This window comes from Arthrobacter sp. zg-Y769 (assembly GCF_020907405.1).
Classification (GTDB): Bacteria; Actinomycetota; Actinomycetes; order Actinomycetales; family Micrococcaceae; genus Arthrobacter_B.
In genome coordinates, this window is the sequence record NZ_JAJJOE010000008.1 from 255,518 (window position 1) to 280,272 (window position 24,755).

Here is a 24,755-nt window from a genome sequence, read left to right on the forward strand (position 1 = left end):
ACGGCAGCGGGTCCTGCGGACCAAAGAAAATACCCCGGTCCGAAGACCGGGGTATTTTTACAAACGGTGCCCGAAGTGGGACTCGAACCCACACACCTCTCGATACTGCATTTTGAGTGCAGCGCGTCTGCCAATTCCGCCATTCGGGCGTGCCCTGCGTCACGAAGCACGAGTACTTACCGTGTTGGGCGCAAAACAACTGTACATGCGGATACCCTGATTGTGTGAACTGTCGGTCTGCCGGCAGGAGAGACCGTATCTGAGGAGCCATCTGTGTCTGAGTCCACCGAGTCCGAGCCCGCCGCGTCGTCCAACGCTGCGTCTGCCAACACCGCGCCGTCCAACAGCCCGGCCCGCCGTGTACTCGTCGCAGAAGACGAGACCCTGATCCGCCTGGACATTGTCGAGATCCTCACCGGTGAGGGCTACGACGTCGTCGGCGAGGCGGATAACGGCGAAAAGGCCGTCCAGCTGGCCCAGGAATTGAAGCCGGACCTGGTACTGATGGACGTGAAGATGCCCCTGATGGACGGCATCACCGCCGCCGAGCAGATCGTCAAGGCCCGCATTGCCCCCGTGGTGCTGCTGACCGCGTTCAGCCAGAAGGAACTGGTGGAACGCGCCCGCGAGGCAGGTGCCATGGCCTACGTGGTCAAGCCCTTCACGCCTGCGGACCTGATCCCTGCCATCGAGATCGCCCTTTCCCGCCACGAGGAAATCAAGGCCCTCGAAGCAGAGGTCACCGACCTGAAGGAACAGTTCGCCACCCGCAAGCTGGTGGAGCGCGCCAAGTCGCTGTTGACCACGAAGATGGGCCTCACCGAACCCGAGGCCTTCCGCTGGATCCAGAAGACCTCGATGGACCGCCGCCTGAGCATGCGCGAAGTGGCCGAGACCATCATCAACCAGGTGAACTAACCCCTACTCCCCCGCGGGAACCAGCAGCAAAGCACGAACCAACAGGAAAGGTCCCGTCCAATCGGACGGGACCTTTCCTGTTGGTGCAGGGAAAACCGGAACCTAGATGGCCTTGGCCTGGCCCTTCTTGCTTTCCTTGACCGGCCACGGGCCGACCTTTTCCTTGACCCGCTCCTGGCCGTCAGCACGCTGGCCTGCGTCGGCAATATCGCCCACGCGGTGCACCTTGATGCTGTTGGTCGAGCCGGCCTGTCCGGGAGGCGAACCGGCAGCGATGACCACCAGGTCGTTGTCTTCCACCAGGCCCTCTTCGAGCAGGGTGCGGTCCACCTGGGCGGTCATCTGATCGGTGTGCTCGGCGAACTCCACGAGCATGGGAGCCACACCCCAGAACAGCGTCATGTAGCGGTAGGTGTCTTCCACGGGGGTGAAGGCGAACACCGGCTTGGACGGACGCAGGCGGGACAGGCGGCGGGCGGAATCGCCGGACTGGGTGAAGGTACAGATGTACTTCGCATCCAGCTGATCGGCGATCTCCACTGCGGCGCGGGTGATGGCGCCGCCGCGGGTCCGCGGCTTGGAGCCCAGCGGCGGAACGCGGTTCAGGCCGTGCTGCTCGGTGGACTCGATGATCCGGGCCATGGTTTCCACGGTTTCGATGGCGTAGGCACCCACCGAGGTTTCGCCGGAGAGCATCACTGCATCGGCGCCGTCAAGCACGGCGTTGGCGCAGTCGGAGGCCTCGGCGCGGGTCGGGCGCGGGTTCTCGATCATGGACTCCAGCACCTGGGTGGCCACAATAACCGGCTTGGCCCAGCGGCGGGCCAGTTCAATGGCCTTCTTCTGCACGATCGGAACCTCTTCGAGCGGCAGTTCGACGCCGAGGTCACCGCGGGCAACCATGATGGAGTCGAACGCATCGATGATCTCTTCGAGGTTCTCCACTGCCTGCGGCTTTTCGATCTTGGCGATGACCGGCACGCGGCGGCCTTCCTCATCCATGATCTCGTGGACACGGGAAATGTCGCCGGCGTTGCGGACGAAGGAAAGGGCAACCATGTCGACGCCGCGGCGCATGGCCCAGCGGAGGTCGTCCTCATCCTTTTCGCTCAGTGCCGGAACGTTGACGGCTACGCCGGGCAGGTTGATGCCCTTGTTGTTCGACACCTTGCCCGGTACTACTACCTCGGTGACAACAGTGTTGGCCGTTACTTCCACGGCGCGCAGCTTCACCTTGCCGTCGTCGATCAGCAGGAAATCACCGGCCTTCACGTCGCCCGGCAGGCCCTTGTACGTGGTGGAGCAGATTTCCTTGGTGCCGGGAATGTCATCGGTGGTGATGGTGAAGGTATCGCCCACGTTAAGGAAGTGGGGTTCCTCGGTGAACCGGCCGAGCCGGATCTTGGGGCCCTGGAGGTCGGCGAAGATGCCCACGGGCATCCCCAGCTCGGCGGAGGCCTTGCGCACGTTTTCATACGTGGCGTTGTGTACGGAGTGGTCGCCGTGGCTCATGTTCATACGGGCGACATTCACGCCCGCGCGAAGAACCGCTACTGTGTTTTCGTAGCTGGCGATCGCTGGTCCAAAAGTGGCAACAATCTTTGCGCGTCTCATACTTCTAGCCTAGTCTCCCTTGGCAGTTTGCGCATGGGACCGGGCCGTCTGCGCGGCCGGAACCAGAGCCGGGAGCGCTCCCAAGCACCTGTTGGCCCCCGCGGGTAGTGGGATGGCGTGCACAGATTCCCAGAAAGCGGGAAAGGCCAAGGATTCCGGGGGTAGGTAGGCTGAATGCCGGCCAGCCGGGGTGGGAATCTGTGCACGCCCCCAACCCCGTTCAGTTCACCCGACGCCGGTAAATGGCCGTGGCGCCGGCGTAGGCGAGGCCCAGGATGCCGACCAGCCACAGAAGTGCCGCCCAGAAACCGCTGCCGACGGGTTCCTGGGCAAGCAATGCCCGGAGGGTGTCCACAATGGAAGTCACGGGCTGGTTCTCGGCAAACCACGCCACCGGCCCGGGCATGGTGCTGGTGGGCACAAACGCCGAGCTGATGAACGGCAGGAAAATCAGCGGGTAACTGAACGCACTCGCGCCGTCCACGGTCTTCGCCGTCAGTCCCGCAATCACGGCCAGCCAGGTCAGGGTCAGGGTGAACAGGACCAGGATGCCGACGACGGCGAGCCACGCGGCCGGCGACGCACCGGTGCGGAAGCCCGCGACCAGGGCCACCCCGATGACAAGCGCGAGCGAGGCCAGGTTCGCGCTCACGGAGGTGAGGACGTGTGCCCAGAGCACACCGGAGCGTGCAATGGGCATCGATTGGAAGCGTTCGAGCATTCCTCCCTGCCGATCGAGGAACAAACGGTAGGCGGTGTAGGCCACGCCGGAGGCAACGGTGATCAGCAGGATGCCGGGAAGCGTGTAATTGATGTAGGACTCCCCCGATCCGGTGCTGATTGCGCCGCCGAAAACGTACACAAACATCAGCATCAGCGCGACCGGCGTAACCGCCGTCGTGATAATCGTGTCCGGACTGCGGAGGACGTGGCGCAGGGAGCGCCCAGTGAGGGCGGCGGTGTCGTGAAACGTCTGGGTGGTCATCGGTTTCCCTCTTTCTGCTGCGCCGGCGGAAGTCCGTCCCGGGGCGCTGTGCCGTCACCGGTACCGCCGGTGAGGGCGAGGAAGACGTCCTCGAGGGACGGCTGTTTTGTGACGTACTCGGCCTTCGCCGGCGGCAGGAGTTGCTGCAGTTCAACCAGGGTCCCGTTCTGGATGATGACGCCCCGGTGCAGGATCCCGATCCGGTCCGCAAGCTGCTCCGCCTCGTCGAGGTACTGCGTGGTGAGCAGCACCGTCGTGCCGCCGGCGGCAAGCTCCCGGATGGTTTTCCACACCTCGTTGCGCGCCTGCGGATCCAGGCCCGCCGTCGGCTCGTCGAGGAAGATGGTTTTCGGGTTCCCCACCAGGCTCATGGCGATATCGAGGCGGCGGCGCATACCCCCCGAATAGGTGCCTGCCCTGCGGCTCCCCGAGTCGGTGAGCGCAAAGCGGGCGAGCATGTCATCCGCGATTCCGCCCGGGTTTTTTCCGTGGCGGAGTTTCGCGATGAGGACCAGGTTTTCCCGCCCGGTCAGCACTTCATCGACCGCAGCGAATTGGCCGGTCAGGCTGATCGAGCGGCGCACGGCCGCGGGGTTTGCCGCGACGTCAAAGCCGGAGACCGCGGCGGTCCCGGCGTCGGCGGCCAACAGCGTTGAGAGGATCCGCACCAGCGTTGTTTTCCCCGCACCGTTGGAGCCCAACAGCGCAAAGATGCTGCCTGCACTCACGTCAAACCCGACGCCGCGCAGCACCTGCAGATCCCGAAACGATTTCTCGATGCCCTGCACCCGGATGGCGGGTTCGAGGGTTTGGTTGGTACGCATATCCGGTCTCCAATCCCGGTGTTTATACCTCTTCAGCGGACCGGTCGATGGTCTCGACTAGGCGCCTGCGCTCCTTGTTGATCCACTGGCCGTCCGCGTAATTCGCGATGAAGGCTTCAGCGAACTCCACCGGATCCTCGCCGACGATGCTGCGGACCGGAGTGCCGTCAACAGCGGCACCCTCAACCAGATCAGCAAGGTCTTCGAGCATCTGGATGTAGACATCACCCTTCGCAATCGGCGCCGCATACATGAAGTAGCGTTCGAGGCCGTCCATGGCCCTCCGGTATCCCGCGGGCAGCTGTGCCTTGCGCTGCTTAAACCGGCGCCAGCGCCTTTTGTCCTCGAACGGGCCGGTGACCAGTTCAATCCATTTAGCGGCCATCATTTCCCTCCCTCGTGCTGCGGGTTATGTGCTTCGTGCCGGAGGTGTTCCAGCCGTGCAGCCAGGAAACTCCAGGTGCCCCAGAATTCCTCGAGATACTCGGTGCCCCGGGCATTCAGGGTGTACACCTTGCGGGGCGGCCCCTTTTCCGAGGGAACCTTCTCGACGTCGACCAGCCCGCGTTTCTCGATCCGGACCAGGAGCGCGTACACGGTCCCCTCGGCGATCTCGGTGAATCCCTGCCCGCGCAGCCGGGCAGTGATCTCGTAGCCGTAGGCCGGCGAAACGGCGAGGAGCGCCAGGACAATCCCCTCAAGGGTGCCCTTGAGCATCTCCGTCATCTGTTTGGCCATCGGTTCCCACGCCTATCTACTCAATGCCTACTCAGTAACGCTAACTACCAGTAGACAGTAACACTAGGTAGCAGTGGCGCAAAGGGGGCCGGGCAAAGAAAAAGCCCGGAGATCGAGCCTCACGGGCTGATCTCCGGGCCGGTACTGAAACCCTCCGGGCTACTTACTTGCCGGGGTAACCGGTGCCCGTATCCGTAGTGCCTGCACCAGGGGCGTTGTACTGCCCCGGAGCCGCGGGCGCGCCGTACTGGCCGGGAGCAGCCGGAGCCGCCGGACCAGCAGGAGCGTTGTACATTCCCGGATACTGGGGAGCCACGGGCGCCGCCGGAACCTGGCCGACGTTGGGGTGCTTGCCCTCGCCGTTCGCCTGGAACATCTCCCCGTACTTTCCGACGAGGACCGGACGCGCCGCGGAAACCACGAAGATGAAACCGATGCTGAACACCCAGGTGGGCAGATCACTATTGGACGCCAGCAACAGGGCAACCCAGAAGACCACGGCTATGCAGGCGATAAACGCCACGACGGCGTAAAAGCCCCGGCGATTGAACTGCACCTGCGACTTGCGGTCCGGATGGCCCTTATCCACTTTGCGGAGCGCTTTCACATAAAGAATCAGGGCAATAAGCCCGATCGTGAGCGCACCGGCGAAAATTGTCGCAATAACACCTGCCAACATTTGCTCTCCCCCAGTTTGAAAAAGTCTTCAAGTGCACCGTGTGATGCACCCCATACTCTACCCACGCACGGCGGAAACTGCGGACAGGGTCCCGCGTGCCGCGCGCACCCGGCGGGCCTACAGTGCGGTGATGGCCCGGTCCGTCGGCGCCACCGGTGCGGGCAGGCGGGTCGATCCCATCAGCCACTGGTCGACGGCGGCGGCCGCGGCCCGGCCCTCGGCGATGGCCCAGACAATCAGGGACTGCCCGCGCCCGGCGTCGCCGGCGGCGAAGACCCCCGGGGTTCCGGTCATGTAGTAGCCGTCGCGGGCCACGTTGCCGCGCTCGTCGAACCCGGCGGAGACCTGCTCGGCCAGCCCGGCCGGCTCCGGGCCGGTGAAGCCCAGGGACAGGAAGACCAGGTCCGCCGGAAGAATCCGTTCGGTACCGGCCTTCGGCCGCCGCTTGCCGTCCACAAACTCGGTCTCGGCCACCTTCACACCGGTGAGTTTCCCGTTCTCCCCCACGAACTCCACCGTGGACGCGAGGAAGGTGCGTTCCCCGCCTTCCTCGTGGGCGCTGGCCATCTCGAACAGCGTGGGATACATCGGCCACGGCTGGTGCGCGGCCCGCTCGGCAGGCGGCTGCTGGCCGATCGCCAGCGTGGTCACCGAAGCGGCCTGCTGGCGGTGCGCGGTGCCGAGGCAGTCCGCACCGGTGTCGCCGCCGCCGAGGATCACCACGTGCTTGCCCTCGGCGTTGATCTGGTTTTTCACGGTGTCCCCGGCCACGGCACGGTTGGACTGCACCAGGTAGTCCATCGCGAAATGCACGCCGGACAGTTCCCGGCCCGGAATGGGCAGGTCGCGGGGCACGGTCGCGCCGGTGGCGATCACCACGGCGTCGTAACGGCGGCGCAGCTGTTCCCAGCTGATGTCGCGGCCCACCTCGACGCCGGTGCGGAAGCGGGTGCCCTCGGCGCGCATCTGCTCCAGCCGGCGGTCCACCTGGATTTTCTCCATCTTGAAATCCGGGATGCCGTACCGCAGCAGCCCGCCGACCCGGTCGTCGCGCTCGTACACGGCCACGGTGTGTCCGGCACGGGTGAGCTGCTGGGCGGCGGCCAGTCCGGCGGGGCCGGAGCCGACCACGGCGATGGTGCGGTCGGTCAGCCGCTCCGGCGGGTGCGGGGTCACCCAGCCCTCGCCCCAGGCTTCGTCAATGATGGAGACCTCCACCTGCTTGATGGTGACCGGCGGCTGGTTGATGCCCAGCACGCAGGACGCCTCGCAGGGGGCCGGGCAGAGCCGGCCGGTGAACTCCGGGAAGTTGTTGGTCGCGTGCAGCCGCTCAATGGCCTCGGCGCCCTTGTCCCGCCACATCAGGTCATTCCACTCCGGAATGAGGTTGCCCAGCGGGCAGCCCTGGTGGCAGAACGGAATGCCGCAGTCCATGCAGCGTCCGGCCTGAGCCTGCAGCACACCCTTTTCCTGCGCTTCGTAGACCTCCTTGTAGTCCATGATGCGCACCGGCACCGGACGCCGCGGCTGGGTCTCCCGCTCGCGTACCTTCAAGAATCCGCGTGGATCAGCCACCGGTAACCTCCAAAATCTTGTTCCATGCCTCGGCGCCGTCAGGATCCAGTCCTGCTTCAGCGGCGGAGGCGCGGGCGCCGAGCACTGCGGCGTAGTCCCGCGGCAGCACCTTGGTAATGCGGGACACGGTGTCCTCGAAGCTCTCCAGCATCTTCTGGGCCAGGTCCGAGCCGGTCTCCTCCAGATGCCGGACCAGCAGCCCGCGGATGATGTCGATGTCCTCGGCGTCCGGGGCCTCGAGCAGCAGCTCGCCGCGTTCCAGGGACTCCTTGTTCACGCGGGCCTGTTCCAGGTCCACCACGAAGGCGGTGCCGCCGGACATGCCCGCGCCGAAGTTCCGTCCCGTGGGCCCCAGGATCAGCGCCTGCCCGCCGGTCATGTACTCACAGCCGTGGTCGCCGATGCCTTCGACGACGGCGGTGGCCCCGGAGTTGCGGACCAGGAAGCGTTCGCCCACCTGGCCGCTGAGGAACATTTCGCCGCTGGTGGCGCCGTAGCCGATCACGTTCCCGGCAATGACGTTGCGTTCGGCCGCGAAGACGTTGCCGCGGTCCGGGCGGACGATAATCCGGCCGCCGGACAGGCCCTTGCCCACATAGTCGTTCGAGTCGCCGAACAGCCGCAGGGTGATCCCGGCGGGCAGGAACGCGCCGAGCGACTGCCCGGCCTGTCCGGTGAGCGTCACGTCGATGGTGTCCGGGGCGAGGATATCCACGCCGAACGTCTTCGTCACGGTATGCCCGAGCATGGTGCCCACGGACCGGTCGGTGTTGACTACGTCCAGGGCAATCCGCACCGGCGCCCGGTTCTGCAGCGCGTCGGCGCTCATCTCGATGAGCTTGTTGTCGAAGTGCTGATCCAGTTCGTGGTTCTGCTGCACCATGTTCCGCAGCGGCGCCCCGGGATCCACCTCCGGTCCGCGCAGGATCGGTTCCAGGTCCAGTCCGTCGGCCTTCCAGTGGTCGATCGCAGCCTGCGTATCCAGCAGTTCGGTGCGGCCAATGGCCTCCTCGAGCGTCCGGAACCCAAGCTCGGCGAGGATCTCGCGGATCTCCTCGGCAATGAACTCGAAGAAATTCACCACGAACTCCGGCTTGCCGCTGAACCGGGCCCGCAGCTCCGGGTTCTGCGTGGCCACGCCCACCGGACAGGTGTCCAGATGGCAGACCCGCATCATGACGCAGCCGGAGACCACGAGCGGGGCGGTGGCGAAGCCGAATTCCTCGCCGCCCAGCAGCGCGGCCATCACGACGTCGCGGCCGGTCTTGAGCTGGCCGTCCACCTGGACCACCACCCGGTCCCGCAGTCCGTTGAGCATGAGCGTCTGCTGCGTCTCGGCCAGGCCGAGTTCCCAGGGAGCCCCGGCGTGCTTGAGCGAGTTCAGCGGCGAGGCGCCCGTGCCGCCGTCGTGCCCGGAAACCAGCACGACGTCGGCCTTGGCCTTGGTCACGCCGGCCGCCACCGTGCCGATCCCGGCTTCGGAGACGAGCTTCACGTGCACCCGGGCGCTCGGGTTGGACCGCTTCAGGTCGTAGATCAGCTGGGCGAGGTCCTCGATGGAGTAGATATCATGGTGCGGCGGCGGGGAGATCAGCCCGACGCCGGGCGTCGAGTGGCGGGTGCGGGCCACCCACGGGTAGACCTTCTGGGCCATCAGCTGGCCGCCCTCGCCGGGTTTTGCGCCCTGGGCCATCTTGATCTGGATGTCCTGGGCATTGGTCAGGTACAGGCTGGTAACGCCGAACCGGCCGGAGGCAACCTGCTTGATCGCGGAGCTGCGCTCCGGGTCCAGCAGCCGTTCCGGGTCTTCGCCGCCCTCACCGGTATTGGACTTGGCGCCGAGGCGGTTCATCGCGATGGCCAGGGTTTCGTGCGCCTCCTGGGAGATGGAGCCGTAGCTCATGGCTCCGGTGGAGAAACGCTTCACGATGCTGGAGACCGGCTCCACCTCGTCCAGCGGCACGGGCGTGCGGTCGCCGGTGCGGAAGTCCAGCAGGCCGCGCAGGGTCATGAGGTTCTTCGACTGGTCGTTCACGCCGTTGGTGTACGCCTTGAACACGTCATACCGGCGTTCGCGGGTGGCGTGCTGGAGCCGGAAGACCGTCTCGGGGTTGAACAGGTGCGGCGGCCCTTCGCGGCGCCACTGGTATTCGCCGCCGTTGTCCAGGGCACGGTGGGGTTCCTCGATGCCGTCGCCTGGGTACGCCTCGGCGTGCCGGGCGGCGGCTTCGGCGGCGACGACGTCCAGCCCGACGCCGCCGAGCTGGGTCTGGGTGCCGTGGAAGAACTCGTCCACCAGCTCCTGGCCCAGGCCGAGCGCCTCGAAGGTCTGTGCGCCGCAGTAAGAGGCGACGGTGGAGATGCCCATCTTGGACATGATCTTCAGGACGCCCTTGCCCAGGCCCTTGATCAGGTTGGTGACGGCCTCTTCACCGGTGACGCCGGTGATGTCGCCGTTGCGGACCAGTTCCTCGCAGCTTTCCATGGCCAGGTACGGGTTCACGGCGGAGGCGCCGTAGCCGATCAGCAGGGCCACGTGGTGGACCTCGCGGACATCGCCGGCTTCCACCAGCAGGGAGATCTTGGTGCGGTTGGCGCTCTTGAGCAGGTGGTTGTGCACCGCCGAGAGCAGCAGCAGGGACGGGATGGGTGCCCACTGGGCGTTGGAATCGCGGTCCGAGAGCACGATGTACTGCACCCCGCGGTTGACGGCGCCGGACACCTTTTCGCAGATCTCGCTGATCCTGGCCCGCAGTTCGGCTTCGCCGCCTTCAGGGCGGTACAGGCCGCGGACCTTCAGCGCTATCCGGTCGCCGTCGTCGTCGGTGAGGTTGGCGATCTTGGCCAGCTCATCGTTGTTGATCACCGGGAACTTCAGTGCAACCTGGCTGGTCTTCACCTGCTTCAGGGACAGCAGGTTCCCGTTGGGGCCGATCGAGGCCTGCAGGGAGGTGACCAGTTCCTCGCGGATGGAATCCAGCGGCGGGTTGGTGACCTGGGCGAAGGACTGCACAAAGTAGTCGAAGAGCAGCCGCGGCCGCTTGGAGAGCACGGCGATGGGCGTGTCGGAGCCCATGGCGCCCAGCGGTTCGGCGCCGGTGCGGGCCATCGGGCCCAGCAGGATGCGCAGTTCCTCCTGGGTGTAGCCGAAGGTCCGCTGCCGGCGGTTGATCGACGCCTTGGTGTGCAGCACGTGCTCACGCTCGGGCAGTTCCTCCAGGCGGACCTGGTTTTCCTTTACCCAGTCCGCCCACGGGTTGGCGGCGGCGACCTCGGCCTTGATCTCTTCGTCTTCGATCAGCCGGCCCTCGGCGGTGTCCACCAGGAACATCTTGCCCGGGGAGACACGGCCCTTGCGGACCACCTTGGCGGGATCGATGTCCACCACGCCCACCTCGGAGGCCAGGACCACCAGGCCGTCGTCGGTCACCCAGTAGCGGGCCGGGCGCAGCCCGTTGCGGTCCAGCACGGCCCCCACGGAGACGCCGTCGGTGAAGGACACGGCGGCGGGACCGTCCCACGGCTCCATCAGCATGGAGTGGTACTGGTAGAACGCCCGGCGGGCCGGATCCATGGTGGCGTGGTTTTCCCAGGCCTCGGGGATCATCATCATGATCGCGTGCGTGACGGGCCGGCCAGAGAGCATCAGCAGTTCGGCCACCTCGTCGAAGGAGGCGGAGTCGGAGGCGCCGGGGGTGCAGATCGGGAAGAGCTCCTCCGGGGTCTGTCCCAGCAGCGGGTTCTTCATCTGCGACTGCCGGGCACGCATCCAGTTCCGGTTGCCCTTGACGGTGTTGATCTCGCCGTTGTGCGCGATGGCGCGGAACGGCTGGGCCAGCGGCCAGGACGGGAAGGTGTTGGTGGAGAAGCGTGAGTGGACAATGCCCAGCCGGGTCTTGAACCGCGGGTCGGACAGGTCCGGGAAGAACGGTTCCAGCTGTGCGGTGGTCACCATGCCCTTGTAGACCATGGTCTTGGAGGACAGCGAGGGGAAATACACGCCGAACTTGTTCTGCGAACGCTTCCGGACGCGGAAGGCCCGGGCATCGAGGTCCTCGGTGCCGGTCCCCTCTTCGGGGGCCAGGAACACCTGTTCGAAATGGGGCATGCAGGCCCGCGACATGGCTCCCACGAGTTCGGCCACGATGGGCACCTCGCGCCAGCCCAGCACGCGCAGGCCCTCGCTGGCGGCAATGAGTTCGACGCCGCCCCGTGCGGTCTGCTGCTCCCGCTCCTCGGTGGGCAGGAAGGCGGTGCCGACGGCGTAGCCTCCGGCGGCGGGAAGCTCAAAGTCCACTACGGCACGGAAGAATTCGTCGGGGACCTGGGTGAGGAGGCCGGCGCCGTCGCCGGTACCTTCATCGGCGCCTACGGCACCGCGGTGCTCGAGGTTGCGCAGGGCAACCAAGGCGGCGTCGACAATTCCGTGGGTAGGCTCGCCCCGCAGGGTGGCGATGACAGCCAGGCCGCAGGCGTCCTTTTCGTTCTCGGCGCGGTACAGGCCGGCGTCTTCCGGAAGCGCGGCAAAGCGGGTGAAAGGTGACACAACGGTGTCAGGGTATGCAGACAGGGAATCAGCCATAAGAAGTGAGTCCTTCCCCCTTGTAGAGCGTTGGGAGGGGACAGCATTGGCCCCAGCGGGATCCCCGAGGGGGCGCTCCGCGGCATTGATTGATTTTACGGCTCACTTCGTCCTTATAAACCCGGAAACTGATCCGTTTTTATAAGAAATTCTGGATGCCGGTAACCGCCGCGTTCCGGAAGGGGTGGCCCGGTGCTGCAGCGCTCTGGCGCCACGTCTCTGTGGCTCCGCCTGCAACACCGGGAGGGTAACCCTGTGGGTCAGGCAGAAGGTCCGTTGTTCTTGGACCGGTGAGGAAGGGATTCCTCGGTTTTTGTCTCTGCGAGATTAGCACGCACCGGGCGTTCGGCTGATGCCGATTCCGCATTCCCGGCTTCTGTTTCATTCTTGTTATCTGCCGCGGTAATACCGCTCCCCTCGGCAGGCTCACGGCCCGGGAGGTACAGCGAGCCCTCGCCGCCCTTGCGTGCCTTGACTGTCAGGTGAATGAACATCGCGATGGAGACGGCCAGGATCAGCACGCTGGTCCACACATTAAGGCGTTGTGTGACGCCGAGCAGCGTAATCATTTCGGCATCATCGATGCGCAGCACCTCAATCCAGAGCCGTCCGGCGGTGTAGAAGGCGGCATAAATCCAGAACAGGCGGCCGCCGCGGAGCCGGAACCGGCGGTCCAGCAGCAGGAGCAGGGCCACGCCGGCCAGGTTCCAGAGCGACTCGTAGAGGAAGGTGGGGTGGAAGGTGGTGCCGGGAGCGGCGCCGGCGGGGAAATTGGCGTTGTCCGCGTCGATTTCCAGGGCCCAGGGCAGGTCCGTTTCGGAGCCGAAGAGTTCCTGGTTGAACCAGTTCCCCCAGCGGCCCACGGCCTGGGCCAGCAGCAGCCCGGGGGCACCGACGTCGGCGAAGGTGGAGAGCTTGATGCCGGCACGGCGGCAGCCGATCCAGGCGCCGACCGCGCCCAGTGCCACCGCACCCCAGATGCCCAGCCCGCCGAGCCAGATCTGCGGAATGAGGGACAGGTCCCCGTCCGGTCCGAAGTAGGCGTCCGGGGAGGAGAACACATGGTAGAGCCGGCCGCCGATAATGCCGAACGGGATGGCCCAGATGGAGATGTCCCAGACCGCGTCGGCGTCCAGGCCGCGGGCCTTCCACCGCCGGGAGGTAAGCCACAGGGCAGCCATGATGCCGGCAAGGATGCACAGTGCGTACGCGTGGATGGTCAGGGGGCCCAGCGAGAAGCTGCTGAAATCGGCAGGCGGGCTGGGGATGCTGGCGTACACGGACATCGGGTTCATTTGCTGGCCTTCGGGGTTCCGGTACTCAGGTCACGGGTAAGGGCGGCGACGGCGTCCGTGCCGCCGTCGCGCAGGGCGGCCACCAGGGCGGTGCCCACGATGACACCGTCGGCGTAGGCGCCGATTTCACGCACGTGCTCGGCGCGGGAAACGCCCAGCCCGACGCAGACACGCTCCGCGCCGGCGTCCCGGGCGGCGCTGACCACGCTCTGGGCGGCGTCGCTGACGCTGTCGCGCGCGCCGGTGACGCCCATGATCGATACGGCGTAGACGAAGCCGCGGCTGGCGGCCACGGTGGTTTTCATCCGGGCAGGGGTGGAGGACGGGGCTACCAGGAACACCCGGTCCAGGCCGTACTTGTCGGAGGCTTCCAGCCATTCGGAGGCTTCGTCCGGGACCAGGTCCGGGGTGATCAGCCCGGCTCCCCCGGCGTCGGCCAGGCGGCGGGAGAACTCGTCCACGCCCATCCGGACCACCGGGTTCCAGTAGGTCATGACCAGCACGGCGGCGTCGGTGGCCGCCGTGATGCCGGCGACGACGTCGAACACCTGTGCCACACGGAAGCCGTCCGCCAGCGCCTGGGTGGTGGCGGCCTGGATGACGTGGCCGTCCATCACGGGGTCGGAATACGGGATGCCGACTTCGATCAGGTCCGCGCCGTTTTCGGCCAGCGCGATGCCCGCGGCGATGGTGGCCTCCACGGTGGGGTACCCGGCGGGCAGGTAGCCGATGAGCGCGGCCCGTCCCTGGGCGGCGGCGCGGTCAATCGCTGCCGCGGACTTGCTCTGCATTACCTCGTTGCTCAAAGCTGTTCCCCTTCTTTGCCGATTTCGGCTTCGGCTGAGCGCTCGTCCAGCAGGTTGAACCATTCGGCGGCGGTCGCCACGTCCTTGTCGCCGCGGCCGGAGAGGTTCACCAGGACAATCTTCTCGGAAACATTTCCGTCGGAGCCGGCCTCTTCGGCGAGCCGCCGGCCCACCTTGATGGCGCCGGCCAGGGCATGCGCGGATTCGATGGCGGGGATGATGCCCTCGGTGCGGCAGAGCAGCTGGAAGGCGTCCATGGCCTCGGCATCGGTGATCGGTTCGTAGCTGACCCGGCCGATGTCGGCCAGGTGGGCGTGTTCGGGTCCGACACCCGGGTAGTCCAGGCCGGCGGAGATGGAGTGCGACTCGACCGTCTGGCCGTCGTCGTCCTGCATCAGGTAGGAGCGGGCGCCGTGCAGCACGCCCGGGCGGCCGAGGGTGATGGTGGCCGCGTGGCGTCCGGTTTCGACGCCGTCGCCGCCGGCTTCGAAGCCGTAGATCTTCACCTCGGGGTCATCCAGGAAGCCGTGGAAGATGCCGATCGCGTTGGAGCCGCCGCCGATGCAGGCGCACACCGCGTCCGGCAGCCGGCCGGCCTGCACCAGCATCTGGGCGCGGGCCTCTTCGCCGATCACTTCGTGGAAGTAGCGGACCATGGCGGGGAACGGGTGTGCTCCTGCGGCGGTGCCGAGCAGATAGTGGGTGCTGTCCACGTTCGCCACCCAGTCCCGCAGCGCCTCGTTGATGGCGTCCTTGAGGGTCTGGGAGCCGTTCGTCACCGGGATGACCTTGGCGCCGAGCAGTTCCATCCGGGCCACGTTCAGGGCCTGGCGGCGGCAGTCCTCGGCGCCCATGTAGACCACGCATTCCAGGCCCAGCAGGGCGGCGGCGGTGGCGCTGGCGACGCCGTGCTGGCCGGCTCCCGTCTCGGCAATGACGCGGGTCTTGCCCATCCGCTTGGCCAGCAGTGCCTGGCCCAGGACGTTGTTGATCTTGTGGGAGCCGGTGTGGTTGAGGTCTTCGCGCTTGAGGAAGATCCGCACCCCGCCGGCGTGCTCGGAGAAGCGCTTGGCCTCGGTGAGCAGGGAGGGGCGGCCGGAGTAGTTCTTATTCAGGTCAGCCACCTGGGCGGTGAACTCCGGATCGGCCTTGGCCTGCTCGAAGGTCTCTTCCAGCTCGTCCAGGGCCGCGATCAGGGACTCGGGCATCCAACGGCCGCCGTACTCACCGAAGTACGGACCGGGCGCGTGGCGCAGGGAGGAGACTCCCCCGTTCAGGAAAGCCTCCGTAACGCTTCCGGTTCCGGTTTCCGCGGCAGCACCGGCTGCCTGTGCCTGTTCCGACTTCCCGATCATGGGCTGTGTGTCCTGTCCTGCTTGAGCCCGGGCCGTTCCTGCCCGGACAGGGAGTTGGTGCTGGGGGTCAGCTTTCGCCGTTGTGCCGGGCGCGGGCGGCTATCGCCTTGGCGCCGGTGGCGGTGAATTCGCCGATGGTTTCGGCCGGGGACGCGTGCTTTACTAGGGCTTCGCCCACCAGCACGGCGTTGGCTCCGTTGAAAGCGTAGTGCTCGACGTCGGCGGCGTCGCGGACGCCGGATTCGGCAATCACCACGGGACCGGCGGGAATGCGGCCGGCCAGGGCGGCGAACACCGAGCGGTCGACGTCGAGGGTCTTGAGGTTGCGCACGTTGATGCCGATGATCCGTGCGCCCAGGGCCAGGGCCCGGTCCACTTCTTCGGCAGTGTGGGTCTCGACAAGGGCGTTCATGCCCAGCTCATGCGTGAGGTCCAGGAACCGGCGCAGCTGCTCGTCCTCCAATGCCGCGACAATCAGCAGGACCAGGTCCGCGCCGTGGGCGCGTGCTTCCCAGATCTGGTATTCGTCGACGGTGAAGTCCTTGCGCAGTACCGGGATGCCGACGGCGTTCCGGACGGAGTCCAGATCCGCCAGGGATCCTCGAAACCGCCGCTGTTCGGTGAGCACGCTGATGACGGCGGCTCCCCCGCGCTCATACGCTGCGGCAAGGGCGGCGGGGTCCGCGATGTCCGCCAGCTCACCCTTGGAGGGGCTGCTGCGCTTGACCTCGGCGATGACCCGCAGTTCGGTCCGGGGTTCCGCGGTTCCGCCCAGTGCCGCGTACGCGTCCAGCGGTGCCGGCGCCTGCAGCGCCTGCCCACGGACGTACTCGAGCGAGACACTTTGCCGGCGTTCGGAAAGGTCCTCCCGAACGCCGGCAATGATGTCGTCGAGAACGCTCACTCAGTGGCTGCTTTTCTTCAGCTTCGATCCGTTGACGCCGTAGCCTGCCTTGCGCATGATGAAGCCGACCAGCAGGCCGACCAGCATCACGGCGATGCCTGCGAAGAAGCCGATGTAGCTGGCCATGATGTAGGCAACGGAGGACACAGCGGCGCCGATGATCATGATCAGCACGCAGGCCCAGGCCGCGGGGGTGTTGCCGTGCCCGATGGTCTCATCGTGGATGCTGGCGTGGCTTTCGCCTTCGTTTTCCTGGCCGGCTCCCAGGTGGTCTTCGGTGGTGCGTGTGCTCATGATGAATCTCCTCGTTAACGAATCTGGTTTCCATTCTGCCATTACTGGGCGGAAACCCTTTCACCTATTGCGCCGGTGTTCGGCGCAATTTAGTGGTCTGTTGGGCCGACCTACTTGGGATCGGTCGGATCTTCGCCGCGCGTGAGCCGGTCCCAGCTGTCGATTTCATCGACGGGCGGGCCTGCCGCGGCGTCCCTTGGGCTGCGTGCATCCGGGCCGGTGCCGGTGCCGGTTCCGTCGGCCTCCGCGGCGGCGTCGCCGGGCTCCGCCGTCGGGGCGTAACGGCGCGACGTCGACCAGTGCCGGCCTGCGAGGGCGAGCCAGATCCCCGCGAGGGCGATCAGGATGCCTACCGCCAGCGCCACATAGGGCACGGCAGTCAGTTCCACCCGGGTGCCCTCGGCGGAGCTGACGCCGATGGCCTTGCCAATGGCACCGGCCGCTCCCTGCAGGGGGTCGGCGATAATCCTTGAGGTGGCGACGGCCACGCCGACGCCGGAAATGACGATGATGACGGCGATGATCCACCGGGCAATCCGTCCGGCGATTCCGGCGGCCAGGGCGGCGGCCACACCCACCACGGCAAATGCGGTCACGGCCGTGGCTGCATCGCTGCCGGAAACAGCGACGTCCGGCGTCACTACGTTCGCGGCGGGCAGGGTGACGTTCAGCCAGGTGCGGGTGGTGGTGCCGAAGGCCAGTGCCGCCAGCAGGACGGTCACCATGATGACGATGCCCTTGCGCTGCCAACGGGGGGTGGTGGTGCTCACTTGTCTGCTTCCTGTGCAATGGTGCCGGCGGGAGTTGCTGCGGGGGTTGCCGCTACGGTCTCCAGCGATCCGGCGATGAGGGCGGCCCGCAGCGGCGCGGCCGCCTTGTTGACGGTTTCCTGTGCTTCCGCTTCCAGGTTCGAATCGTTGACGATGCCGCCGCCGGCCTGGACGTATGCCTTGCCGTCGCGCAGCAGCGCGGAGCGGATGGCGATCGCCATGTCCATGTCACCTGCGAAGTCGAGGTACCCCACTACCCCGCCGTAAATACCGCGGCGGTGCGGTTCCACCTCGTCCAGCAGGCGCAGGGCGCGCGGCTTCGGCGCGCCGGACAGCGTTCCGGCCGGGAAGGTCGCCGCCAGCACGTCGTAGGCGGTGGACGCGTCGGCGAGCCGGCCGACGACGGTGGAGACCAGGTGCATGATGTGGCTGAACCGCTCCACCTCCATGAACTGGGTGACGTCGATGCTGCCGGGCCGGCAGACCTTGGAAAGGTCGTTGCGGGCCAGGTCCACCAGCATCAGGTGTTCGGCCCGCTCCTTTTCGTCCTCCAGCAGTTCCTCGGCCAGCGCCCGGTCCAGTTCCTGGGTTTTGCCGCGCGGCCGGGAACCGGCAATCGGATGGGTGATCACGTCGCGGCCGGTCACGGTCACGAGCGCTTCCGGGGAGGAGCCAACCACGTTGAACGGGTTGCCGTGCGCGTCCTCGAAATTGAACAGGTACATATAGGGGCTGGGGTTGGTGGTGCGCAGCACCCGGTAGACGTCCAGCGCCTCGGCCCGGCATTCGGCCTCGAAGCGGCGCGAGATGACCACCTGGAAGACCTCGCCGTCCACAATGGCCTGCTTACCGCGCTCCACCGCCCGGGTGTAGTCGGGCTTGGGCCAGCTCTCCTTCACGTTGGCGGCCACGTCGACGGTGGTCCCGGGGGCCAGCACGGAAACGGCCTGCGGCGTGGAGGCCGCGAGCCGGCCGAGCATCGAGCGGACGCGGGCCACGGCGTCGTGCCAGGCCTCGTCCACGCGCTCATCGGAGCCGTCAAAGTTGATCGCATTGGCCACCAGGGTGACGGTGCCGTTGCTGTTGTCATGGATGGCCATGTCCGAGACGAGGTTCATCGCCATCTCGGGCAGGTCCAGGTCATCGGCTGGCGGGTTGGGCAGCTTCTCCCAGTGACGGACCGTTTCCCAGCCGACAAAGCCGACCATGCCGGAGGTGAACGGGGGCAGTTCGTCAAACCGGTCGGTGGCCAGCAGGTCCACGGTGCGGGCCAGGGCCTCGACCGGGCTGCCGTCCAGCGGCACGCCGGCGGGAGGTTCGCCCAGCCAATGGGCCTGTCCGTCCAGGGTGGTGAGCGTGGCACGGGACCGGGCGCCGATGAAGGAGTACCGCGACCAGACGCCGCCGGACGCGGCCGATTCCATCAGGAAGGTGCCGGCCTCGCCGTTGGTGAGCTTGCGGTAGATGCCGATGGGGGTGTGGGCGTCCGCCAGGACCGTCAGGCGTACGGGAATCACCCGGCGGTCGCGCGCCAGGGCCCGGAATTCCTCCAGGGTGGGGCGGATGGCTCCTAGATCCTGCATGGTATTCCTACTTCTTCCCTGCGTTGACGGTGGAGTGGGTGTTCAGGGGGCGCCGACGACGGCGGGCAGCTCACGGCCGTCGAAGCAGGTGCGGGTACCGGTGTGGCAGGCCGCGCCCACCTGGTCCACCCGGACCAGCAGGGCGTCGCCGTCGCAGTCCACGGCTACGGACTTCACCCACTGCACATGTCCGGAGGTATCCCCCTTGCGCCAGTACTCCTGCCGGGAGCGGGACCAGAAGGTCACCCGGCCCGTGGTCAGGGTGCGGTGCAGTGCTTCGTCATCCATCCAGCCGAGCATTAGAACCTGGTTGGTGTCGTACTGCTGGATGACGGCGGCCACCAGCCCGGCGTCGTCGCGCTTGAGCGACGCGCTGAGCTCCGGATCGAGGGCAGCCGGTGGATTCAGGGGGGAAGGTTGAGGAAGCATCGGTACCGATTCTACTGCCCGGGGCTAAATCGCCGCCTTCCGTGTGAAACGGGGCCGGATCCCCCGCGAAACACAGGGTTCCATGCTAGTTTCAGCAGTGATGCATTTCGTTGACCCGTCCCGTGAAGTCCTGGCCGAGACGCTGCTTGCAGCGGGGCCCAATGCACCCACGCTTTGCGAGGGGTGGCAGACCAAGGAGCTCGCAGCTCATCTGTACCTGCGCGAGCACCGTATGAGTGCTGCCCTGGGTACGTTCATCAAGCCCCTGGCCGCACGCACGGACAAGGCGCTGGAGGAAACCGCGCAGAAGGCGTCCACCACTGAGAGCTACGCCAAGCTGGTCCGCGCCTTCCGCGCCGGTCCGCCCCGCCTCTCCCCCATGCACCTGAAATCGATCGACAACAGCGCCAACCTCAGCGAGTACTTTGTGCACACCGAGGACATCCGGCGTGCCTCCGACCGCTGGGCGCCGCGGGCCCTGGATTCGGACTATTCGGACGCCCTGTGGGCCGAGCTGATCAAGCGCGCGGCCATCCTGTACCGCGGCGTGGACCTGGGCATTGTGCTGGTCCGGCCGGACGGTCCCCGGCACGTGGCCAAGCGTGCTCCGGTGTCGGTGGCGATTGTCGGCGAACCCTGCGAGCTGCTGCTGCACGCGCACGGCCGTACCGGGCATGCCCTGGTGATGTACGAGGGCCAGCCGGACGCCGTCGCGCTGCTGGAGAGTGCGGAGATCGGGCTTTAGCCCATTAGTGACCCGGTGCCGGGCGGCAGCGACTTCGGTTGCACGCCTCCGCCTTCCGTACAGCTAATGCGGCACCTCTGCCACCTTCCGTACAGCTGATGCGGCACCCCTGCCGCCTTCCGTACAGCTAATGCGGCACCTCTGCCACCTTCCGTACAGCTGATGCGGCACCTCTGCCACCTTCCGTACAGCTAATGCGGCACCTCTGCCACCTTCTGTACAGCTAAGGAGGTTTGGCCTCCCTGCAGGCCGCATTAGCTGTACACAGGGCAACGGGCAGACCGCATTAGCTGTACACAAGCGGTGGGGTACGCGCAGCGACTTCGGTTGCGTCACCGGGATGGGCAGCACCGGTATTGACAACCGGCCTGCCCTTCCCGATCTTGGGGGTGTGCCGAACTGCCGGGCAGAAGCGAATCTGGTGCTGCGCCCAGGTGCCGTTGTCCGGCGTCGTCGTGCCCTCACTCCTAGGAGATAGCCATGAGCCGTGTCCGCGTTGACCTCAATATCTCGCTCGACGGCTTCGCCACCACAACGGACCAAACTCCGGAGAACCCGTTCGGCGATGATTGGGGGCGCCTCACCGCCGCGTATGCTGCCACGCGTACCTTCCGCCAGCGGGTGTTGCACGACGAAAGCGGCGAGGGAACCACCGGCGTCGACGACCGCTATGCCGAGCGCTACTTCGAAGACATTGGCGCGGAGATCATGGGTGCAGGCATGTTCGGGTTGCATGCGAACCCTGATGACCCGGACTGGCGCGGATGGTGGGGCGAGGACCCGCCCTTCCACGTTCCCGTCTACGTGCTGACGCACAATCCGCGGCAGCCGCTCGAAATGGCAGGAGGAACCACCTTCGAGTTCCTCACGGCAGCACCCAAGGAGGCGCTGGATACGGCCGCCGCGGCCGCCGGCGGCGGAGATGTACGGGTCGGCGGTGGCGCGTCGACCGTGCGCGACTTTCTTCGGGCAGGCCTCGTCGATGATCTCCACGTTGGCATCGCCCCCATTATCCTGGGGCGCGGCGTGCGACTGTGGGATGACCTGCGCGGTCTGGAGGCGGACTGTCAGGTCACCTCGGAGTCAGCACCGAGTGGCACCACGCATGTCACGTTCCGGCGGACGGTCGGGTCATGACCGCATCACTGTGATTCGTACAGCACCCCTCAGTATTCAGCCAGGGAGTCGCCGGGCACCACAATTGCTGTTGAGTACTCGACCCAATCCTCGAGCTTGCCCTCCTTATAGAGACGCGCGGCGGTCCGCTGACATTCCTGCATGTCATTCTGAGCTCCCTTCGGATCTATCCCCAAGGCTTTATTTCGACGACTGAAACTGCTGGGGGCGGTCTGCCCCTGTAAGGCAGTATCTCCTTCTCCAAGTCCGTGGCAGGTCGTCTCCGGGTGCCCTGGAAGTCCTCTACCACGTACTGTCCCGGGACGCGCCACCCGACCTTGTATGCCGGAAGGAACTTCCGGGCGTCCACCGGCCTGTTCTCCAGCACCTGCCATCGCCCCGGGCGAAACAGTGCATCAAAAGTCAGTCCAGCATAAAGAGGCTCCGACCCGAGCGCCTCCGAGACCAACGAAGGCACCTCCTCCTCCGCTGCAACGAAATCGAAGATCACCATGTAATAGGTAGACATGTACTTAGAAATAGCCTGCCCAACAGCCGCCCGGCCGTCCCCCAGCGGAATCATGAAGACGTCGCCGTCATTCAAGGAAGGCCACTTTTTACCCCCGACCATGCATCCCCTCCAGCCACCCGGTATCGCTTCGCTGATTTGATGTCGCTTGCCTAGGAGTATCTCTCCAAGTTGGTCCGGGTGTGCTCTGCGAAATAGACGTCACGGTACACCCATTCCTGCACCAGGTCCCGGACCTGACAGCCAATGGTGATGGCGAATTACCGCGGACAATCCGTCCCAAACTATGTAAAAACTCTTTGCTGCCGGGCAGCGATAAGGGCGCCCCACCAAAATGGTGGAGCGCCCTTATTTTGAAACGGTGGACTTAGATACCTGAGACTGGAGTCCGGGGTTAGCCTGCGGGGTCGACGTCGGGTTTTCCCGAACTGTGCCCGGCTGCTGCCGCCCTGGCCTCACCGTCTTCATGTCCGTCTTTCTTGCCGAACGGCAGGACCTTCTTTAGCGGGTGCAGAACGGCCATAACAACCAGCCCCCACGCCAGTCCCACCACTGCCGAGCAGAGCGTGTTGACGAGCCAGGAGAGGAAACCGCCCACCACCGCAATTCCTGCGAAGGGATGCTCCAGGGTATGGACCAGGTCATACGGCGCATGCCAGCCGAGGTCGGAGACGCCTACCAGCATGATGTGCCCGCCCACCCAGAGCATGGCGATGGTTCCAACGAAGGTGATGGCTGCCAGCACGGCAGGCATTCCCTTCACCAGCAGTCCGCCGATGCGCTGGGAGCCTGCTGAGTCCTTCTTGGCCAGGTGCAGGCCGATGTCGTCCATTTTGACGATCAGCCCCACAGCCCCGTACACGAGGATGGTGATTGCAATGGCGACCACCACGAGGATGATTGCCCGGACCCAGATGGACGCATCGCCCACCTCGTTCATGGAGATGACCATGATCTCGCAGGACAGGATGAAGTCGGTGGTGATGGCTCCCTTGATCACCTTGGACTCGGCGTCGGGCCCCCGCTCAACTGCCGGCGCATCCGCGTCTTTGGCTTCGTGGTGGCCGAAGAACTTGTGCCAGACCTTCTCCGCACCCTCGTAGCAGAGGTACGTGCCGCCCAGCATCAGAATGAACGGGATCACCCCCGGAATGAAGGCGCTGACCAGCAGCAGGGCCGGGAGGATAATCAGCAGCTTGTTCCGGAGCGAGCCCCAGAAGATCTTTTTGATCATCGGGAGTTCACGGGACGGGTCGGCACCGGACACGTACTGCGGCGTCACAGCGGCATCGTCAATGACGACGCCGGCGGCCTTGGCTCCCGCTTTTGCCGCCCCCGCCGCGATGTCGTCCACCGAGGCGGCCGCTATGCGCGCCAGTGCAGCGACGTCGTCCAGCAGGGCGACAAGCCCGCCGCTCACAGTGCGGCTCCATGCTGGTACGGGACGGGCAGGTGCTCACGGAGGGCGCCCTCCAGGCGCAGAATTGGCATGTGCTCAATTATAGGCGGGCAGCGACTACGGCGGTTTACGCCGGCTTTACACGGATGGTGTTTCCTCCGGTACCCGGCTCTGGAACGATCCGCGGGGCCTGGAGGCGGACGGCGAGGTCACCACGGAAACGGCACCGAGCGGGACTACAGGGCACCCCACGCAGCATCCAGCTCCCTGCCCAGCGACATACTTGTCCCCCGTTGCTCGCACCAAACCTGGCTACACCTTAACGCAGAAACGCCCCGCCAAAAGGGGGGGCGTCTCTGCTGTCGGCTGACGGACTAGATAGTCGCCGCGTCAATGACGAACCGGTAGCGGACGTCGGATTTCAGCACACGCTCGTAGGCGGTGTTGATGTCCTCGGCCTTGATCAGCTCGATCTCGGGGGCGATGTTGTGCTCGGCGCAGAAGTCCAGCATTTCCTGGGTTTCGCTGATGCCGCCGATGTTCGACGCGGCGTAGGAGCGCCGCTTGCTCATCAGGGTGAAGACCGAGATGGGCAGTGCCTCGGGCGGGGCACCCACGCTGACCATGGTGCCGTCCAGGCGCAGCAGGGAAAGGTACTGCTGCAGGTCGATCGGTGCACTGACCGTGTTGATGATCAGGTCGAACGTGTTTGCGAGCTTCTTGAACGTGCTCTCGTCGCTGGTGGCGTAGTAGTGCTCGGCGCCGAAACGCAGGCCGTCTTCCTGCTTGCTCAGCGTCTGGGACAGCACGGTGACCTCGGCGCCCATGGCGACGGCGATCTTCACGGCCATGTGGCCGAGTCCGCCCATGCCGACGACGGCAACCCGCTTGCCCGGTCCCGCGTTCCAGTGGGCAAGCGGCGAGTAGGTGGTGATGCCGGCGCAGAGCAGCGGAGCGGCTGCTTCATACGGGATGCTTTCCGGAACGCGGAGCACGAAGCCGTCATTCACGACGACGGAGGTGGCGTAGCCGCCCTGGGTGATGGTGCCGTCGCGGTCCTTGCTGGCGTAGGTGCCGACGTTGCCGTTGAGGCAGTAGTTCTCCATGCCGGCCTGGCAGTTTTCGCATTCGCCGCAGGAGTTAACCATGCAGCCAACGCCCACCCGGTCGCCGACCTTGTGGGTGGTGACATCGGTGCCGACCTCGGCTACGGTGCCGACGATTTCGTGCCCGACGACCTGCGGGTACGCGATGGGTCCCCATTCGCCGCGAACGGTGTGGATGTCCGAGTGGCAGACACCGGCATAGGCGATGTCGATGAGGACGTCATGCGGGCCGACCTCACGGCGTTCGATCGTGGTGGGAACCAGCGGATCGGTGGCGGAAGTGGCTGCGTAAGCGCGTGCGGTACTCATAAATCTCCAAGCTGTGGGGTAACCGTGCCATAGGGCACTTAAGGCACAAGTCCGGTCCGGTGCTAATTATTTCCGCTGGGTACCGACGACGGCGGATCGAGTCCACTGATGCACCTTCCGGTACGGCTGAGTGCATCGGCCGAAAGTGGGCAGTCCAACAGGAGGACGGACGGCTGCAGATTCAAAATATCTATTGACAT

At 65.9% G+C, this 24,755-nt stretch carries 22 protein-coding genes and 1 tRNA gene; 3 read left to right on the forward strand and 20 right to left on the reverse strand.

The annotated features are described in order from the left end of the window. Positions 1 to 67 precede the first annotated feature (67 nt). Positions 68 to 149 (reverse strand) — tRNA-Leu (locus LOC60_RS07765). A 124-nt stretch (positions 150 to 273) separates the two neighbouring features. Between LOC60_RS07765 and LOC60_RS07770 the strand changes: the two genes are divergently transcribed. Then, on the forward strand, positions 274 to 918 hold the full coding sequence (locus LOC60_RS07770) for an ANTAR domain-containing response regulator (protein ID WP_331460791.1): 645 nt from the start codon (positions 274 to 276) through the stop codon (positions 916 to 918). Positions 919 to 1,020: 102 nt separating this feature from the next. Here the strand turns inward: LOC60_RS07770 and pyk are convergent, their stop codons facing one another. From pyk to hisI, 16 genes are all read right to left on the reverse strand, one after another. Continuing rightward, positions 1,021 to 2,532 carry a pyruvate kinase gene (gene pyk / locus LOC60_RS07775; RefSeq protein WP_230024218.1) on the reverse strand — a complete coding sequence of 504 codons (1,512 nt, stop codon included), beginning with the start codon at positions 2,530 to 2,532 and terminating at the stop codon, positions 1,021 to 1,023. Positions 2,533 to 2,752: 220 nt separating this feature from the next. Next, positions 2,753 to 3,517, reverse strand: a complete 765-nt coding sequence (locus LOC60_RS07780; RefSeq protein WP_230024219.1) for an ABC transporter permease — start codon at positions 3,515 to 3,517, stop codon at positions 2,753 to 2,755. Further along, positions 3,514 to 4,341: an ABC transporter ATP-binding protein gene (locus tag LOC60_RS07785; protein WP_230024220.1), complete on the reverse strand. Its 828-nt coding sequence runs from the start codon at positions 4,339 to 4,341 to the stop codon at positions 3,514 to 3,516. The genes LOC60_RS07780 and LOC60_RS07785 overlap by 4 nt, the downstream gene beginning before the upstream one ends. 22 nt (positions 4,342 to 4,363) lie before the next feature. Next, positions 4,364 to 4,726, reverse strand: a complete 363-nt coding sequence (locus tag LOC60_RS07790; protein WP_230024221.1) for a DUF1048 domain-containing protein — start codon at positions 4,724 to 4,726, stop codon at positions 4,364 to 4,366. Continuing rightward, positions 4,726 to 5,079 carry a PadR family transcriptional regulator gene (locus LOC60_RS07795; RefSeq protein WP_230024222.1) on the reverse strand — a complete coding sequence of 118 codons (354 nt, stop codon included), beginning with the start codon at positions 5,077 to 5,079 and terminating at the stop codon, positions 4,726 to 4,728. The genes LOC60_RS07790 and LOC60_RS07795 overlap by 1 nt, the downstream gene beginning before the upstream one ends. A 163-nt stretch (positions 5,080 to 5,242) precedes the next feature. Continuing rightward, positions 5,243 to 5,758, reverse strand: coding sequence for a hypothetical protein (locus LOC60_RS07800; RefSeq protein ID WP_230024224.1), 516 nt, complete (start codon positions 5,756 to 5,758; stop codon positions 5,243 to 5,245). 117 nt (positions 5,759 to 5,875) lie between these two features. Further along, a complete protein-coding gene (locus tag LOC60_RS07805) occupies positions 5,876 to 7,333 on the reverse strand; it encodes a glutamate synthase subunit beta (RefSeq protein WP_230024225.1) in 1,458 nt (485 codons plus the stop codon). After that, positions 7,326 to 11,915, reverse strand: a complete 4,590-nt coding sequence (gltB, locus tag LOC60_RS07810) for a glutamate synthase large subunit (RefSeq protein WP_230024226.1) — start codon at positions 11,913 to 11,915, stop codon at positions 7,326 to 7,328. Before gltB ends, LOC60_RS07805 begins: the two co-directional genes overlap by 8 nt. A 260-nt stretch (positions 11,916 to 12,175) precedes the next feature. After that, a complete protein-coding gene (lgt, locus tag LOC60_RS07815; protein ID WP_230024227.1) occupies positions 12,176 to 13,210 on the reverse strand; it encodes a prolipoprotein diacylglyceryl transferase in 1,035 nt (344 codons plus the stop codon). Further along, positions 13,207 to 14,001 carry a tryptophan synthase subunit alpha gene (gene trpA, locus LOC60_RS07820; protein WP_230024492.1) on the reverse strand — a complete coding sequence of 265 codons (795 nt, stop codon included), beginning with the start codon at positions 13,999 to 14,001 and terminating at the stop codon, positions 13,207 to 13,209. The genes lgt and trpA overlap by 4 nt, the downstream gene beginning before the upstream one ends. Before the next feature lie 11 nt (positions 14,002 to 14,012). Then, positions 14,013 to 15,371 (reverse strand): tryptophan synthase subunit beta, encoded by a 1,359-nt coding sequence (trpB, locus tag LOC60_RS07825; RefSeq protein ID WP_230024228.1) that lies wholly within the window; start codon positions 15,369 to 15,371, stop codon positions 14,013 to 14,015. A gap of 67 nt (positions 15,372 to 15,438) precedes the next feature. Continuing rightward, the gene (gene trpC, locus LOC60_RS07830; protein ID WP_230024229.1) at positions 15,439 to 16,275 is read right to left on the reverse strand and encodes an indole-3-glycerol phosphate synthase TrpC; all 837 of its coding nucleotides are present in this window, start codon (positions 16,273 to 16,275) and stop codon (positions 15,439 to 15,441) included. Next, on the reverse strand, positions 16,276 to 16,569 hold the full coding sequence (locus LOC60_RS07835) for an HGxxPAAW family protein (RefSeq protein WP_230024230.1): 294 nt from the start codon (positions 16,567 to 16,569) through the stop codon (positions 16,276 to 16,278). It lies immediately after the preceding gene. A 110-nt stretch (positions 16,570 to 16,679) separates the two neighbouring features. After that, entirely contained in the window at positions 16,680 to 17,339 is a 660-nt protein-coding gene (locus tag LOC60_RS07840) for a Trp biosynthesis-associated membrane protein (protein WP_230024231.1), read from the reverse strand. Next, the gene (locus LOC60_RS07845; protein ID WP_230024232.1) at positions 17,336 to 18,922 is read right to left on the reverse strand and encodes an anthranilate synthase component I; all 1,587 of its coding nucleotides are present in this window, start codon (positions 18,920 to 18,922) and stop codon (positions 17,336 to 17,338) included. Before LOC60_RS07845 ends, LOC60_RS07840 begins: the two co-directional genes overlap by 4 nt. Positions 18,923 to 18,964: 42 nt before the next feature. Next, positions 18,965 to 19,351, reverse strand: a complete 387-nt coding sequence (gene hisI / locus LOC60_RS07850; RefSeq protein WP_230024233.1) for a phosphoribosyl-AMP cyclohydrolase — start codon at positions 19,349 to 19,351, stop codon at positions 18,965 to 18,967. A 100-nt stretch (positions 19,352 to 19,451) separates the two neighbouring features. Here hisI and LOC60_RS07855 point away from each other — a divergent pair, with 100 nt between their 5' ends. Continuing rightward, the gene (locus tag LOC60_RS07855) at positions 19,452 to 20,096 is read left to right on the forward strand and encodes a TIGR03085 family metal-binding protein (protein ID WP_230024494.1); all 645 of its coding nucleotides are present in this window, start codon (positions 19,452 to 19,454) and stop codon (positions 20,094 to 20,096) included. A gap of 480 nt (positions 20,097 to 20,576) precedes the next feature. Continuing rightward, positions 20,577 to 21,233: a dihydrofolate reductase family protein gene (locus tag LOC60_RS07860; RefSeq protein WP_230024234.1), complete on the forward strand. Its 657-nt coding sequence runs from the start codon at positions 20,577 to 20,579 to the stop codon at positions 21,231 to 21,233. A 166-nt stretch (positions 21,234 to 21,399) separates the two neighbouring features. Here the strand turns inward: LOC60_RS07860 and LOC60_RS07865 are convergent, their stop codons facing one another. The 3 genes from LOC60_RS07865 to LOC60_RS07875 all read right to left on the reverse strand — a co-directional run bounded on the left by LOC60_RS07865 (position 21,400) and on the right by LOC60_RS07875 (position 24,555). Further along, positions 21,400 to 21,816, reverse strand: coding sequence for an immunity 26/phosphotriesterase HocA family protein (locus LOC60_RS07865; protein WP_230024235.1), 417 nt, complete (start codon positions 21,814 to 21,816; stop codon positions 21,400 to 21,402). 319 nt (positions 21,817 to 22,135) lie between these two features. Then, positions 22,136 to 23,161: a DUF808 domain-containing protein gene (locus LOC60_RS07870; RefSeq protein ID WP_230024237.1), complete on the reverse strand. Its 1,026-nt coding sequence runs from the start codon at positions 23,159 to 23,161 to the stop codon at positions 22,136 to 22,138. 353 nt (positions 23,162 to 23,514) lie between these two features. Further along, positions 23,515 to 24,555, reverse strand: coding sequence for an NAD(P)-dependent alcohol dehydrogenase (locus LOC60_RS07875; RefSeq protein WP_230024239.1), 1,041 nt, complete (start codon positions 24,553 to 24,555; stop codon positions 23,515 to 23,517). Positions 24,556 to 24,755: the final 200 nt, after the last annotated feature.

What these genes read in the sequence shown, in the direction of transcription:
- pyk (WP_230024218.1), bottom strand. Translation starts at nt 2,532, where the DNA reads ATGAGACGCGCAAAGATTGTTGCCACTTTTGGACCAGCGATCGCCAGC.
- LOC60_RS07780 (WP_230024219.1), bottom strand. Translation starts at nt 3,517, where the DNA reads ATGACCACCCAGACGTTTCACGACACCGCCGCCCTCACTGGGCGCTCC.
- LOC60_RS07785 (WP_230024220.1), bottom strand. Translation starts at nt 4,341, where the DNA reads ATGCGTACCAACCAAACCCTCGAACCCGCCATCCGGGTGCAGGGCATC.
- LOC60_RS07790 (WP_230024221.1), bottom strand. Translation starts at nt 4,726, where the DNA reads ATGGCCGCTAAATGGATTGAACTGGTCACCGGCCCGTTCGAGGACAAA.
- LOC60_RS07795 (WP_230024222.1), bottom strand. Translation starts at nt 5,079, where the DNA reads ATGGCCAAACAGATGACGGAGATGCTCAAGGGCACCCTTGAGGGGATT.
- LOC60_RS07800 (WP_230024224.1), bottom strand. Translation starts at nt 5,758, where the DNA reads ATGTTGGCAGGTGTTATTGCGACAATTTTCGCCGGTGCGCTCACGATC.
- gltB (WP_230024226.1), bottom strand. Translation starts at nt 11,915, where the DNA reads ATGGCTGATTCCCTGTCTGCATACCCTGACACCGTTGTGTCACCTTTC.
- lgt (WP_230024227.1), bottom strand. Translation starts at nt 13,210, where the DNA reads ATGAACCCGATGTCCGTGTACGCCAGCATCCCCAGCCCGCCTGCCGAT.
- trpA (WP_230024492.1), bottom strand. Translation starts at nt 14,001, where the DNA reads ATGCAGAGCAAGTCCGCGGCAGCGATTGACCGCGCCGCCGCCCAGGGA.
- trpB (WP_230024228.1), bottom strand. Translation starts at nt 15,371, where the DNA reads ATGATCGGGAAGTCGGAACAGGCACAGGCAGCCGGTGCTGCCGCGGAA.
- LOC60_RS07835 (WP_230024230.1), bottom strand. Translation starts at nt 16,569, where the DNA reads ATGAGCACACGCACCACCGAAGACCACCTGGGAGCCGGCCAGGAAAAC.
- LOC60_RS07845 (WP_230024232.1), bottom strand. Translation starts at nt 18,922, where the DNA reads ATGCAGGATCTAGGAGCCATCCGCCCCACCCTGGAGGAATTCCGGGCC.
- hisI (WP_230024233.1), bottom strand. Translation starts at nt 19,351, where the DNA reads ATGCTTCCTCAACCTTCCCCCCTGAATCCACCGGCTGCCCTCGATCCG.
- LOC60_RS07855 (WP_230024494.1), top strand. Translation starts at nt 19,452, where the DNA reads ATGCATTTCGTTGACCCGTCCCGTGAAGTCCTGGCCGAGACGCTGCTT.
- LOC60_RS07860 (WP_230024234.1), top strand. Translation starts at nt 20,577, where the DNA reads ATGAGCCGTGTCCGCGTTGACCTCAATATCTCGCTCGACGGCTTCGCC.
- LOC60_RS07875 (WP_230024239.1), bottom strand. Translation starts at nt 24,555, where the DNA reads ATGAGTACCGCACGCGCTTACGCAGCCACTTCCGCCACCGATCCGCTG.